This window comes from Bradyrhizobium sp. (assembly GCF_035701725.1).
Classification (GTDB): Bacteria; Pseudomonadota; Alphaproteobacteria; order Rhizobiales; family Xanthobacteraceae; genus Bradyrhizobium.
Window position 1 is genome coordinate 1 of the sequence record NZ_DASSRP010000270.1, and the last position, 14,052, is coordinate 14,052.

The following is a 14,052-nucleotide window of genomic DNA, read 5'->3' on the forward strand; positions in this document are numbered from 1 at the left end:
TGGCGTCGAGGTCGACTTCCAACCCAATCTCGGCAAGGACAAGGACAAGCTCGCCGCCATCATCGGCGACTATGACGGGCTAGCGATCCGATCCGCCACCAAGGCAACCGCCAAGATCATCGAGAAGGCGTCAAAGCTGAAAGTGATCGGCCGCGCTGGCATCGGCGTCGATAATGTCGAGATTCCTGCGGCCACCGCCAAGGGCATCATCGTCATGAACACGCCATTCGGCAATTCGATCACGACCGCCGAGCACGCGATCACCTTGATGCTGGCGCTGGCGCGCGAAATTCCGCAGGCCGATGCCTCTACGCAAGCCGGCAAGTGGGAAAAGAACCGCTTCATGGGCGTCGAAATCACCGGCAAGACCCTGGGCGTGGTCGGCTGTGGCAATATCGGCTCCATCGTTGCCGATCGTGCGCTTGGTTTGCGTATGAAGGTGATCGCGTTCGACCCGTTCCTGTCGCCCGAGCGCGCCAAGGATATCGGCGTGGAGAAGGTCGAATTGGATGAACTGCTCAAGCGCGCCGATTTCATCACACTGCATACGCCGCTGACCGAGAAGACAAAAAATATCATCGATGCGGCGGCACTTGCGAAAACCAAGAAGGGTGTCCGCATCATCAATTGTGCCCGTGGCGGCCTGGTCGACGAGCAGGCGCTGGTCGACGCGCTGAATTCCAAGCAGGTCGCCGGAGCTGCCTTCGACGTCTTTGTCGAGGAACCGGCGACGTCGAACGTGCTGTTCGGCCACCCGAACGTGATCTGCACGCCGCATCTGGGCGCGGCCACCACCGAAGCGCAGGAGAACGTCGCACTGCAGATCGCCGAGCAGATGTCCGACTATCTGCTGCACGGGGCGATTTCGAATGCCGTCAACTTCCCCTCGATCACGGCGGAAGAGGCGCCCAAGCTGAAACCGTTCATCGAGCTTGCGGAAAAGCTGGGCTCGTTCGCGGGCCAGCTCACCGAGACCGGTATCGCCAAGGTCGAAATCACTTACGAAGGACATGTCGCGGAGATGAAGATCAAGGCGCTGACCTCGGCCGTGCTCTCCGGCCTGCTGCGGCCGATGTTGGGGGACGTCAACGTCGTCTCCGCGCCGGCCGTTGCCAAGGAGCGCGGCATGGTGGTCGACGAAGTCGTGCGCGCCGCGCAAAGCGACTACGAAAGTCTGATCACGGTGACGGTCGTCACCGAGCGGCAGGAGCGTTCGGTGTCGGGCACGGTCTATGCCGACGGCAAGCCACGGCTGGTCGACATCAAGGGCATCCGGATGGATGCCGAATTCGGCCGGTCGATGATCTACGTCACCAATGAAGACAAACCGGGCTTTATCGGCCATTTCGCGAGCCTCCTGGGCGATGCCAAGATCAACATCGCCACGTTCCACCTCGGCCGAAACAAGCAGGGCGGCGACGCGATCGCGCTCGTCGAGGTCGACGGCGCGGTGCCCGAAGACGTGCTCGCCAAGGTCAAGGCGCTGCCGCAAGTGAAGCAGGCAAAAGCGCTGGCGTTCTAGTTCTCAATCTTCGGTCATTCCGGGATGGTCCCAACGGGTCGCGCGAATGCGCGCCCGATGACAGGCTAAGGACCAGACCCGGAATCTCGAGATTCTCCGGTGTGCAATTGCACATCGTTGTTCGCTCGTTTTACGCGCGCCCCGGAATGACAACCCAAGTCTTCTCCGCCGTGTTCTCGCCGTCGGCCTGCCGCACGGAAACCTCAATCGAACCAGTTCCTTTCCCGCTGCGTCTCATCACGAGGCGTGATGCCGTCTGGCTATTCGCTGTCAGAGGCGGGCTTGCGCGTCACAGGCTTTGCAGGAGGGAAGATCATGTCTCGTGTTGCAAATCGTGCCGTTATGACCGCTGTCATCGTCTTGGCGGCATTAGCCGCGGCGCCAGCCGCGGCCGCCGATATCGAGGCGATGTCGGCAGTCGATACCGTCACCGTTTATCCCGATGGCGCCAGCGTGACGCGTGTCGTCACGGTCGAACTGCCCGCCGGCGACACCACGCTTGTACTGAAGGATTTTCCGCTCAAGCTCGATCCGTCGTCGTTGCGGGTCGAAGGCGAGGCCGATAGCGGCCTCACCATCGGCGCGATCGATACCAAATCGTCGCGCACAGTACCGCCGGTCAATCTGCCCGAGCTCGATAAGCGGATCGAGGCGCTGAAGGACGAGCGCGCCGACCTGGACGGTGCGATCGCGGCCGCCACGGCACGCAAAAAGTTTGCCGAGCGCTTTGCCGAGACATCGCCTGCCGGGATAGGCGAAAAGGGCGAGGCGCGGCCGCTTGCCGATTGGCGCGCGGCATTTGCGGCGGTTGCAGACGAAGTGGCATCGGCCGACGCGGCCATTCGCGAGGCTACGCGCAAGCAGCGTGATCTCGACCGACAGATCGCCCGGCTGGAGGCCGATCGTGCCAGCAAGCCGCCGAGCAAGCTTGAGGTCAAAATCGGTCTTGCGGCCAACACGCCCGCAAAGGCGACGCTGCACGTTACTTACTCGGTGCCGAATGCGCGCTGGTCCGCGCTTTACGATGCCCGCCTCGATACGGGCGCGAAAGACCGCAAGCCCGCGCTGGAGTTGGTGCGCCGCGCCGAGATCACCCAGGCAACCGGCGAGGACTGGTCTGATGTCGCCTTGAGCGTGTCGACGGTCCGCACCGCGCTCGGCGGCAAGGCGCCCGAATTGGGTTCGCTGGTCGTGCAATATCCCTTCGTGGCCCAGTCACCCGCGCCGCTGAGTTCGAGTGCCCCGGCGGCCGCACGCGCGCTGCCGCCGCACCTTGCCAAAGAGCAAAACCTGCTGGCCGACAAGGCCGTTGACGCGGTCGAGAAAAAGGCGGTCGCCGATGTCAGCGGCTTCCAGGTGCTGTTCCGGATTCCCGGTCGCGTCAGCGTCAGTGCCAATGAAGGCGCCAAGAACCTTTACATCTCCACCGCGAGCATCTCGCCCGATCTCGTGGTGCGTTCGGTTCCGGTTATCGACCCGACGGCGTTCCTCGAGGCGAGCTTCGTCCAGAGCGAGGACGCGCCGCTGTTGCCCGGCCGGATATCGATCTATCGCGACGGCGTCTTTGTCGGGCGGGGCCAAATGGCCGCTGCCGGCAAAGAGGAGAAAGTGCGGCTCGGTTTCGGCGCCGACGACAAGGTCAAGATCGTGCGTTCCGTAGTCAAACGTAACGAAGGATCGGCCGGGCTGATCGTCACCACGGCCAAAACCGACGAACGCTCGTTCAAGACCGCCATTCGCAACGGCCATGATTTCCCGATCAGGACCGCCATTGAGGACCAACTGCCGGTCAGTGAAAATGACGACATCCAGGTCGAAATGCTGCCGTCGACCACGCCGCCGACCACGACCAATCTGCGCGACAAGCGCGGCGTGCTCGAATGGGCATTCGAGGTCGGTCCTGCGGACCTCAAGGAAATTACGTTCGCCTGGCGTGTGCGCTGGCCCAAGGACAAGGGCGTCGTCATGGTGCCGGCCGGCTGAGACGGCGACACGCGGGTGACGGACGGGGCTTCTCGTCCGCCATTCGCGGGAATCGACCTGGCTCAGGTCGCCGGCGAGGTCTTGCGGGAGGCGATCACGATACCGGCGAATACCATGAGGTAGCCGGCGAGGTGGAACAGCCTCGGCTCTTCGCCGAGCAGAAGTATCGCCATCACAGAGCCGAACACCGGCACCAGGTGAAAGAACGGCGCGGCGCGGTTCGGACCGATGATGGCAATCCCGCGGTTGAAGAACAAATAAGCGAGCGTCGAAGGAAAGATCACGATATAGGCCAGCGTGGCCATCGTGATTGCGTCGAACTGCAGGCGGATGCCGTGGCTATATTCCCAGATCGAGAGCGGCAACAGGAACAGTGCGCCACATGCCATGGTGCAGCAGATCAGCGACAGCGGATGCGTCACCGGTCGGCGCAGCATCAATGTCGAGTAGAGGCCGAAGGAAATCAGCGCACCTGTCGTCATGACGTCGCCGAGGTTCAAGCGGATGGTTGTGAGTGCCGAAATATCGCCGCGCAGCAGAATTGTGAGAACCCCAACGAGCGACAGCGCGATGCCGGCGGCTTGTCCCCAAGTGAGACGCAGGCCGTACAGAATCAGCGCCCAGAGCGCTATGAACAGCGGTCCCGCCGATTGCAACAGCAGCGCATTGAGTGCCTGGGTGAATTGCAGGGCCCAATAGGACAGGGCGTTATTGAGCGCAAACCCCGTCGCCGATAACGCAAGCACGAGGGGTAACCGGCGGCGTAGCGCCGGCCAGTCCTTGGCGAGGTGCGGCCAGGCGAACGGCAACAGCATCAGGCAGGCACCGATCCATCGGATGCAGGACAACGTCATCGGCGGCACGTGGCCGGCGACGTAACGTCCGAGCACGATATTGCCCGACCAGAACAGCTGAGCCAGCGTCAACAGCAGATAAGGCTGCTGATTGAGCCATCGGACCGGATCAAACGACGGCTGCGGTGGCACTGACTTCGTCATGGGCGAATGCATGTCATCCTGGCGACGAAGACGGCTTGCGTGACGCCGCAAAGATGCCCGTCAGCACCAGGGCAAAACCAATGAAATGAAAGATCTGCGGCCGCTCGCCGAGAAAGATGATCGCCATCGCCGCGCCGAACACCGGAACGGCATGAAAGAACGGCGCGGCGCGATTGGCGCCGATCAGATGGACGCTGCGGTTGTAACAGAGATAGGCGATGGTCGAGGGAAAGACCGCGACGTAGAACACCGACAGCAGGTTGCTCACGTTCAATTGCATCACCGGTCGCCAGTACAATTCGAAGATCAGCGGCGGAACGAGAACCACAGCGCCGCAGGCGAAGGTGAAGGCGGTAAAGGACAGATCGTGAATCGCGGGCCGCTTCAGCGACATCACCGAATAGAGCCCGAAGATCAAAAGCGCGAACAGGAAAATGAGATCGCCGCGATTGAAGTCGATCGCCGCGATCGCGGCGAGGTCGCCGTGCAGCAGGATCACCAGCACGCCGGTCAGCGACACCGCAATGCCGATCGCCTGCGCCAGCGTTAACCGGATGCCGAACAAAACCAGTGACCAGCATGCCACGAACAGCGGTCCGGCGGACTGTAGCAGCAGCGTGTTCAGGGCCTGGGTGTGTTCGAGAGCCCAGTATTGCAGCGTGTTGAAGCCGGCAATACCGACTACCGACAGGAAGATCATGAGGCCAAGCCTGGCGCGGATTGCCGGCCAGTCCCGCTTCAGATGTCTCCAGGCGACGGGAAGGATGACCAGAAAACCGATCCCCCAGCGCAGGAAAGCGAGCGTCACCGGCGGAATATGGCCCGCGGCAAGCCGGCCGACGATGGCATTGCCGGCCCAGCATGCGGCTGCGATCGAGAGCAGCGCATATGGCTGGTTCGCGAGCCCTCCACGACTTGCGGCGGGGGAGATATCATCGGAAACGGACATCGCGGCAGTCGCAGTGCGGTTCATGGATCACGACGCCGCGGCCTCGGCCGCCGGCATCACGCGCGGCCGATGGACAAGTTACCCGGCCATCTCAAAGACACGGATTTTGGCCTGCCAGCAATGGTGCGGGACGCATCGCGACCATGCGCGGCTGATTCACGTCATCCGTGTTCCGCTATGTCGTCCGGCCGAATCGCTGGCGGATGATCGCCGCTATCGTTGCGCGCGCAGTCACCAGCTTCGCCGCGAGAGGCCCGTGTCGCTTGCGCGCATCTGTTGCTTCACCGGCAGCGCGTGGCCGCCGAGATTGGCCTTGGGGCTCCCTGCGGCCGGATCCAGGGCGCGTCTGCGGCTAAAGATGGGCACGCTCCGCCTTATCCCCGCCCCAATGATCAAAAGCCTTGCGGACGGCGCTCGGGACCGGGTTGCCGGGTCGCATATTTTTAGGGGATATCAATGGGTTGATCGGCCTTCTTGAGGCGGCCAAAAGTGCCTTCTTGCTTGCGTCGGTAGCCCGCATCCTTTATCCGGTTGTGGGCCCCGCTTGCGGCCGGCCCTGGACGGGCAATCCAACAGGCCCAGACCGGTTTTTTTTCGAACAGATCATGCCTGAACAGGGAAAGTTGCAGAGGGAATAGCTGCGAAATGGGGAATGTCGTCGTGGTCGGCGCCCAGTGGGGCGACGAAGGAAAAGGCAAGATTGTCGACTGGTTGTCGGAGCAGGCCGATATCGTGGTTCGCTTCCAGGGCGGCCACAACGCCGGCCATACCCTGGTCATCAATGGCGAGACCTACAAGCTTGCGCTCTTGCCCTCCGGCGTACTGCGTCCCTCCAAGCTTGCAGTGGTCGGCAACGGTGTCGTGTTCGATCCGCAGGCCTTTCTCGACGAGGTGACCAAGCTCAAGGGACAGGGCGTCGCGGTAAGCCCGGAAAATCTTCGAATCGCCGAAAATGTCACGCTGATCCTTCCGTTACATCGCGAACTTGATGCACTTCGGGAATCGTCAAACGCAGGGACTGCGATCGGCACCACGCGGCGCGGCATTGGACCGGCCTACGAGGACAAGGTTGGACGGCGCGCGATCCGCCTGATGGACCTCGCCGATCTCGACACGCTTCCGCACAAGATCGACCGCTTGCTGGCGCATCACAATGCGCTGCGTCGCGGGCTCAATCTGCCGGAGATCGACGGCAAGGATATTCTGAAGGAACTGACGGCGCTGGCGCCGCAGCTTCTGCCTTATGCGGAGACCGTGTGGCGGTTGCTCGACATCAAGCGGCGCGAGGGCAAACGCATGTTGTTCGAGGGCGCGCAGGGCGCGTTGCTCGACGTCGATCACGGCACATATCCCTATGTCACTTCATCCAACACCGTTGCCGCGCAGGCAGCGACCGGTACGGGGCTGGGGCCGGCCGCGGTCGGTTATGTGCTCGGAATCTGCAAGGCCTACACGACCCGCGTCGGTCAGGGGCCGTTCCCGACCGAACTGCACGATGCGATCGGCGAGGAGATCGGCCGCCGTGGCAAGGAGTTCGGGGTCAATACCGGCCGCAAGCGCCGCTGCGGCTGGTTCGATGCGGCGCTGGTGCGACAGACCGTGCGTACCTGCGGCATCAACGGACTGGCGCTGACCAAGCTCGATATTCTCGACGGCTTCGACACCATCAAGGTGTGTACGGGCTATCTCCTCGACGGCAAGGAAATCGACCATTTGCCGGCAGGAGAGGGCGCCCAGGCCCGGGTCAAGCCGGTCTACGAGACGATCGAAGGCTGGAAGGAACCCACTGCCAATGCGCGCTCCTGGGCCGACCTGCCGGCGCAGGCGATCAAATATGTTCGGCGCGTCGAAGAACTGGTGGGTTGTCCGGTCGCGTTGCTTTCCACGAGCCCGGAACGCGAGGATACTATTCTCGTGCAGAATCCGTTCGAGGCCTAACGTGATTAACGAAATGTTACCGTAAGGGCTGCATGTTGAGTCGAGATGGCTGATTACTACCCGCTGATCGCCCGCGCCATCGCCGGACTGGACCCCAGTGCTCCCGGCGAGAGCCGTCGTGCGCTCTATGAGCGGGCGCGAGCGGCGTTGATCGCGCAGCTGCGCAGCGTCGAGCCACCGCTCAGCGAATCCGAAATCACCCGTGAGCGCCTGTCGCTGGAAGAAGCCGTACGCAAGGTCGAATCCGAAGCCGCGCAGCGAGCGCGTGATGCATCGCGATCGGGAGGCGGCGATCCGACCCGTTCGGGCTCCAGGGCCAGCAATTCGCTGCGCGCCAGCGCGCGCCCCGCTGGCCGCCCGGCCGACGCCGCGCCTGCCGCAACGCCGCCGCGCGGCCGTCAAGCCGGCCCGCCACCGCTGCCGCGCAACGACCGCCCCTCGCTCGGGGCGGACGGACAGGATCCGTTTCCGCCGCGCGGTGCGCGTCCTGACACGCCGCGTCAGCCGCAAGTGGCCATGCAGGACCCGTCGCTGCCGCCGACGCGCGAGCGGCCGGGCGCATCGCGCCGCGGTCCCGATGTCGGTGTGCCCGAAGCCCCGGGCGTGCGCGGATTCCGCGACATTACGGCCGATGCCGACGATCTTGGTCGCGCGGCAGCGCAGGCCAGCCGTGCCGCGCGAAAGACCTATGCCAATGTGCCGTCGCCTTCCCCCGAGTTCGATCGGCTCGAACCGGTCATGGAAGACCGCGGCTACGATTCCGAGGCGCCGTATTCCTACGACGAGTCGGCCGAGGAGGTCGAGCGTTACGCGCCGCCGCAGCCGTCCTCGCCGCGCCAGCGCATTGCGCCCGATCGCGGCAGTGAGCCGAAGCGCGGCACGATATTTCCGTTCAAGAGCGCGATTGCGGTCGGTATCGTCCTGATCCTGATCGGCGCGGGAATCCTGTGGGGCAAGTCGCTCGTCGGCACGGTGAGCAGCCTGTTCAAGTCGTCGCCGACTGTTGTCGAAGCGCCGAAGGATGCAAGCGCTCCCGGGACCAAGCCGAAGATCCCTGATCGGGTCGGCCAGCCGTCCTCGAGCGATCAGATCGCACCTGTCGCACAGCGCGTCGTGCTGTATGACGAGGACCCCTCCGATCCCAAGGGTAAGCAATATGTCGGCTCCGTGGTCTGGCGGACCGAGCCGATCAAGGCGTCGGGCAGCCAGAAGGCTGACGTCGCGGTACGCGCCGACATCGAGATTCCGGATCGCAAGTTCAAGATGACGATGTCGTTCCGTCGCAACACCGATACGTCGCTGCCGGCGAGCCACACCGCGGAACTGACCTTCATCCTGCCACCGGATTTCTCGGGCGGCGGCGTCAGCAATGTGCCGGGCATCTTGATGAAGTCCAACGAGCAGGCGCGCGGCACGCCGCTCGCGGGTCTTGCCGTCAAGGTCACCGACGGCTTCTTCCTGGTCGGCCTCTCGAACGTCGATGCCGACCGTTCGCGTAATCTGCAACTTTTGAAAGAGCGCTCCTGGTTCGACGTGCCGCTGGTCTATGTCAACCAGCGCCGCGCCATCATTGCCATCGAAAAGGGCGCTCCGGGCGAGCGCGCCTTCAACGACGCCTTCGCGGCCTGGGGCGAGTAGGCGCAAGATGAAGCGGTACGTGATCTTTGCCGCGCTGGGGCCGCTGTTCGGCGGCTTTCTGCTTCTGCTGGCGACGACCGTGATGTCCGGGTTTTGGAGCCATCCACCGAGCGCCTCGGAGGTCGGCAGGCTGTTCACGACGTTTGCCAGGACGCTGCAGTATTCCTACCTGTTCGGCCTGTTGCCGGCGCTGATGCTCGGAGCGGTCGACGATATCGTCATGCACATCCGGCGAATCGGGCCCGCCTTGCGCGTTGCGATCGTCGCTGTGGTGGGCTTTGCTTCGGCCGAGTTGCTCTACGGATCGCGCGGACCCGACAGCGGCCTGTTGCAGTTCATGCTCTACGGCCTGGTGGGCTTGGTTCCCGGCGCGGTATCGTCCGCCGTCGCCCATCGCTTCGCCGACCAGCCGGTGGGTGCGGTGCCAGCTTCCTGAGCGCGGCGGCTTCGCTGCACTCCAGATTGGCACTTGCGCGAGCCTCGCGCGTTCCCATCTGATGGGCATGTCGCACGAAGAAATCATTGCTCCGGGAGCGCGTTTCAAGTCCAGCCGTGCGTCAGCACGGACGGAAAAGCCGGGTCCTGTGATCGATCAGGAAGGTCGCGAGATTCCCGAGACTTCGATGCGCGGGGGCTTTCGGCAATTTCAGTTCGACTTCGCCCATTCCAGCGCCAATCCGTTTGGTGACCTGACGCACGAGCAGCGCCTGGCGCGGTTCGAAGCGCTGGCCAAGCTGCTCGACATTGCCTTCATTCTGCCAGGCACCAAGATCCGCTACGGCGTTGACGGCGTTATCCGGTTGATCCCGGTGGTCGGCGATGTCCTGGCCACCGCCTTCTCGCTGTGGCTCGTGCGCGAGGCGCGCGCACTCGGCGCGCCGTGGCACGTGACCGCGCGAATGCTCGGCAACGTCGCGGTCGATGGCGTCGTCGGATTGGTGCCGCTGGCGGGCGATGCGTTCGACGTGCTGTTTCGCGCCAATATGCGCAATGTACGGCTGCTGCGGCGCTGGCTGGACAGGCAGCCGCGCTAGTTCGCGGCTGCTTTGTTATTTGTCACATCAGCGAGATTGACTGAGGCTCAGGCGGCCTTGTCGTCCGCCTTGGCGTCGGCGGGAGCGGCCTGGGGCGCACGGGGGCGGCGCGGCAGCGGGAAGTCCTTGCTCTCGTAGAGCGAGCGAATGCCCATCTGATCGAAGCGGGCCTCATCGACCTGCAAGTAGGCGCCATTCAGCGAATCCGCCGGCAATTCCTCAATCGCGAAACGAACTGCCTCGGCCGCGGTGCCAAATCGCCGATAGGCGAAGCCCGCCCGCTTTTTCTTGCGGATGGCAGCGGGAAATAGTTCGGCGGCAGTGTTGAAGCTGAAAGCCATGGTCGGGGACCTCTGTTCTTCTTTAGTGAGAACGCGAACATCGTCGCGAACAGATCGCACGGGCGCAAAAAATCGGGCGGCGCCGGTACACGTCATTTCCGTTGTGAACAGACCTTAATATAGGCCTCTCCACGGGAATTGCGACTCCTGTCGGGACGAATGATGAATCCGCCGTGCCGGCTGCCCGCAAGGAAGAAATACAATTATTTACAATGGCTTACGGCGGTTACAGCTTCCCCAGCAGTAACAGCACCAGCAACACGACCAAAATCACCCCGCCAAGCCCCATTCCGGAGTGGCCCAGGCCGTAGCCATAGCCGCCGAACCGGCCGCTCCAGCCGCCAAGCAGATAAAGGATAACGAGAATGATGAGGATCGTTCCAAGCGTCATGGCGCGCCTCCCCGGCAAGCCGCCACCGGCCAAAATTCCGATGATGGCTGAAGGGAGAACGCCATAGGCGTCAGCGGGTTCCATGTAGGGAACCGAAAATGGGGGGCGCTGGTCACGGCTGGTCGGGACCGCGAGAGACGACAAGAAAAACCCGCGCGACCAGCTCTTGGTCGCACGGGGCACGAAAACGCGTTCGGGGCGAGTTCGGATTATTTCGGCTGGAGCTTCAGCGCCGCCGAATTGATGCAGTAGCGTAATCCGGTCGGCGCCGGGCCATCCTCGAACACGTGGCCGAGATGGCCGTTGCAACGCGAGCACAGCACTTCGGTACGGATCATGCCGTGGCTTGTGTCGCGCTCCTCGTCGATATGGCTTTCAGTCGCCGGCTGCGTAAAGCTTGGCCAGCCGCAGCCGGAATCGAACTTGGCATCGGACTCGAACAAGGTCTGCCCGCAGCCGGCGCATACATAAGTGCCTGGGCGATGCTCGTGCTCGTATTCGCCGGAAAACGGACGTTCTGTCGCCTTCTCACGCAACACCGCATACTGCATCGGCGTCAATTCCTTGCGCCACTCGGCTTCGCTCTTTTCGACTTTCGGCGTCGTCTTGGCGTCGGACATGAAACCTCCTTTGCAGCGGGAACCTCTTTAGTTAGTGACCTTGATATCACTGACCAAAACCGGCTTCTCGCTATAGTTCTCGGCGAAAATCTTCTTCAGGTTTTCAACCTTGGGGATATCGTTGTAGGCAATATAGGGTTGGGTCGGGTGAAGCGTCAGGTAGTCCTGGTGATAAGCCTCCGCAGCAAAGAACGCCTGCAAAGGTCCGACCTTGGTCACGATCGGTTTCTTGTAGACGCCGGCCGCGTTCAGCTGCGCGATATAGGCATCCGCAACCCTCTTCTGCTCATCTGACGTCGTGAAGATCGCCGAGCGATATTGCGTGCCGGTATCCGGCCCTTGACGGTTCAACTGCGTCGGATCGTGCGCCACTGAAAAGAAGATCTGCAAGATCTTGCCGTAGCTGATCTTTGTCGGGTCGTATTTGATCTCGACGGACTCGGCGTGTCCCGTGGTGCCGGTCGAGACCATATGATAATCGGCGTTCATCTTGCTGCCGCCGGAATAACCGGACACCGCGTTGACGACACCCTTGGTGTGCTGGAACACGCCCTGTACGCCCCAGAAGCAGCCGCCGGCCAGCACCGCCGTCTGGATGCCGCTTGCGTTCTTGACGTCGATCGCCGGCGGCGGAATCACCACGGCGTCTTCGGCCGCCAATGACGGCGCAACCTTGACGACGGAAATCGCCAGCAGGCCGATGGCGGCGGCGTAGATCGAAAAGCGGCTGAAAGAGCGGCGGGTCATGGCAGCTTGCTCCTGAATTTCTGATCTTTTCGGCGGGTAATTTAGGGTAGCGCGGGCCGATCGTAAAATGGGCCCGCGCGCCGGGTTCTCAGGCCTAAGATACGGGGCAAAAGCCGTTTCGTTACGGTCGGTTACACACGAGTCCGTGAAAATAGCCTGTGGCCGCCTTCTCCCTCCCCCGCGAGCGCAGCGAAGTGTGGGGAGGGAAAGCCGAAGCGAAGCGGAGGCCAGGGTGGGGGGCTTCGCCTCATCGCGAAAAATCCAACGTTGATAGTTTGATTTCTGAAACCCCCCACCCGGCTCATCGTTCGCTTTCGCTCACGATGATCCACCCTCCCCACGCTTGCGCGGGGGAGGGATGAAAATCTCACACCACGATGGAAAGTCGCTTGGCGGCACGCGTCACGCCGGTATAGAGCCAGCGCGCGCGGCTGTCCTGGAAGGCAAAGCTTTCGTCGAACAAGACGACATCATCCCATTGCGAGCCCTGCGATTTATGCACGGTGAGCACATAGCCATAGTCGAACTCATCGTAAGGCTTGCGCTGCTCCCAGGGGATCTGTTCGATCCCGCCTTCGAAGCAGTCGCAGCGGATCGAGACCTTGGTGACCTTGTGGCTGAATTCCTCGTCGGGCGCGAGGCGCAAGGACACGATGCGCGACTTGGACCTTGAAGCATTACGTGATTTGACGCGCCAAAGCCCGCCATTGAACAGGCCCTTTTTGCGGTTGTTGCGCAGGCAAACCAGTTTGTCGCCGGCGACCGGCAAGGGGTCTTCGATGCTCTGCTTCTGCCGCATCCGCATGTTGTAGGCGCGGCGGGTATTGTTGCGTCCGACCAGCACCTGGTCGGCCTGCATCACCCGGTCCGGATCGAGATCATGGCGGGAAATGATTTCGCTCTCGCCGTAACGGCCGAGTTCGAGTTGCCGCCCCTCCCGGATGTCCATCGACATCCGCACGATCGGATCGTCCTGCGCCTGGCGGTGCACTTCGGTCAGCATCGCGTCGGGCGCGCTATCGGTGAAGAAGCCGCCGCCCTGAATCGGCGGCAATTGCGCGGGATCGCCGAGCACGAGCAGCGGACAATCGAACGACATCAGGTCGCGGCCCATTTCGGCGTCCACCATCGAACATTCGTCGATGATGATCAGCTTGGCTTTCGAGGCCGGCGCATCGTCCCACAGTTCGAAGCTCGGCTGCTCGACGCCGGATTCGCGGGCGCGATAGATCAGGGAATGAATGGTGGAGGCGTTGTCGCAACCCTTGTTGCGCATCACCAGCGCCGCCTTGCCGGTGAAGGCCGCGAACTTCACTTCGCCGTCGACGCCTTCGGCAATATGGCGGGCCAGCGTGGTCTTGCCGGTGCCGGCATAGCCGAACAGGCGGAACACCTGCGCGGTGCCTTTGCGGCCCGGCTTGGCTTTCAGCCATTTCGCCTCAGCGTTGAGCGCGGCATCCTGATGCGGAGAGAAACTGGTCATGGGGGCTCGGGTGGAGGCCCGTCTGAGTCGTCAGGGCCAAACCCAACCTAACTATTCAGGCGTGCGGCGCAAGACGGCCGGTGCCGGCTACTGCCAGCCGGGAACGCCGCGCATATCGTTGAGGACACGTCGGTTCGATCACGCAAGGAACGCCAGCAGGCTTATTCGGCCGCACGGGCTAATGGCAACCCATTCATGATCAGCGAGTTCGTAGCGCATGATTCGAGCCCTCGTTTGAGAGCTTGAATCATAGGGGCGGCAATCGAAACGCTTCCGGTTCAACTCCGGTCCGGGCGCTTACGGGCAGAAGCGGACATCAACCTGCCGACAATCCCAGCTCAAACCGTCGCAAATGGACCCAAAGCGGACTATCGAACCGACGGTGTGACGCCTGCATTTTTTCGCATC

13 protein-coding genes are annotated in these 14,052 nt (G+C 62.6%); 6 read left to right on the top strand and 7 right to left on the bottom strand.

Translation table 11 applies throughout. The features are described from left to right. Together serA and VFL62_RS16125 are read left to right on the top strand one after the other, a co-directional pair. The coding region (gene serA, locus VFL62_RS16120) for a phosphoglycerate dehydrogenase (RefSeq protein WP_325173380.1) at nucleotides 1–1,522 on the top strand (1,522 nt) is incomplete at its 5' end. Between the two features lie 315 nt (nucleotides 1,523–1,837). Then, the gene (locus VFL62_RS16125; RefSeq protein ID WP_325173381.1) at nucleotides 1,838–3,505 is read left to right on the top strand and encodes a mucoidy inhibitor MuiA family protein; all 1,668 of its coding nucleotides are present in this window, start codon (nucleotides 1,838–1,840) and stop codon (nucleotides 3,503–3,505) included. Nucleotides 3,506–3,567: 62 nt separating this feature from the next. On the opposite strand, the gene VFL62_RS16130 is transcribed toward VFL62_RS16125, so the two are convergent. Beyond that, nucleotides 3,568–4,503, bottom strand: a complete 936-nt coding sequence (locus VFL62_RS16130; RefSeq protein WP_325173382.1) for a DMT family transporter — start codon at nucleotides 4,501–4,503, stop codon at nucleotides 3,568–3,570. Between the two features lie 13 nt (nucleotides 4,504–4,516). Then, nucleotides 4,517–5,452 carry a DMT family transporter gene (locus VFL62_RS16135; RefSeq protein WP_325173383.1) on the bottom strand — a complete coding sequence of 312 codons (936 nt, stop codon included), beginning with the start codon at nucleotides 5,450–5,452 and terminating at the stop codon, nucleotides 4,517–4,519. Between the two features lie 645 nt (nucleotides 5,453–6,097). On the opposite strand from VFL62_RS16135, the gene VFL62_RS16140 reads away from it, so the two are divergent. The 4 genes from VFL62_RS16140 (at nucleotide 6,098) to VFL62_RS16155 (ending at nucleotide 10,062) form a co-directional block, all read left to right on the top strand. After that, complete coding sequence (locus VFL62_RS16140) at nucleotides 6,098–7,390, top strand: adenylosuccinate synthase (RefSeq protein WP_325173384.1); 1,293 nt, start codon at nucleotides 6,098–6,100, stop codon at nucleotides 7,388–7,390. 45 nt (nucleotides 7,391–7,435) lie between these two features. Beyond that, a complete protein-coding gene (locus VFL62_RS16145; protein ID WP_325173385.1) occupies nucleotides 7,436–9,028 on the top strand; it encodes a hypothetical protein in 1,593 nt (530 codons plus the stop codon). A gap of 7 nt (nucleotides 9,029–9,035) precedes the next feature. Further along, the gene (locus tag VFL62_RS16150) at nucleotides 9,036–9,464 is read left to right on the top strand and encodes a DUF5413 family protein (RefSeq protein WP_325173386.1); all 429 of its coding nucleotides are present in this window, start codon (nucleotides 9,036–9,038) and stop codon (nucleotides 9,462–9,464) included. Between the two features lie 61 nt (nucleotides 9,465–9,525). Then, a complete protein-coding gene (locus VFL62_RS16155) occupies nucleotides 9,526–10,062 on the top strand; it encodes a DUF4112 domain-containing protein (protein WP_325173387.1) in 537 nt (178 codons plus the stop codon). Between the two features lie 47 nt (nucleotides 10,063–10,109). Here the strand turns inward: VFL62_RS16155 and VFL62_RS16160 are convergent, their stop codons facing one another. From VFL62_RS16160 to VFL62_RS16180, 5 genes are all read right to left on the bottom strand, one after another. Next, entirely contained in the window at nucleotides 10,110–10,403 is a 294-nt protein-coding gene (locus tag VFL62_RS16160; RefSeq protein ID WP_325173388.1) for a hypothetical protein, read from the bottom strand. Nucleotides 10,404–10,629: 226 nt separating this feature from the next. Continuing rightward, on the bottom strand, nucleotides 10,630–10,794 hold the full coding sequence (locus VFL62_RS16165; RefSeq protein ID WP_325173389.1) for a DUF3309 family protein: 165 nt from the start codon (nucleotides 10,792–10,794) through the stop codon (nucleotides 10,630–10,632). A 209-nt stretch (nucleotides 10,795–11,003) separates the two neighbouring features. Further along, the gene (gene msrB / locus VFL62_RS16170) at nucleotides 11,004–11,414 is read right to left on the bottom strand and encodes a peptide-methionine (R)-S-oxide reductase MsrB (protein WP_325173390.1); all 411 of its coding nucleotides are present in this window, start codon (nucleotides 11,412–11,414) and stop codon (nucleotides 11,004–11,006) included. A 27-nt stretch (nucleotides 11,415–11,441) separates the two neighbouring features. Then, entirely contained in the window at nucleotides 11,442–12,161 is a 720-nt protein-coding gene (msrA, locus tag VFL62_RS16175) for a peptide-methionine (S)-S-oxide reductase MsrA (protein WP_325173391.1), read from the bottom strand. 367 nt (nucleotides 12,162–12,528) lie between these two features. Continuing rightward, nucleotides 12,529–13,644, bottom strand: a complete 1,116-nt coding sequence (locus VFL62_RS16180) for an ATP-dependent RecD-like DNA helicase (protein WP_325173392.1) — start codon at nucleotides 13,642–13,644, stop codon at nucleotides 12,529–12,531. Nucleotides 13,645–14,052: the final 408 nt, after the last annotated feature.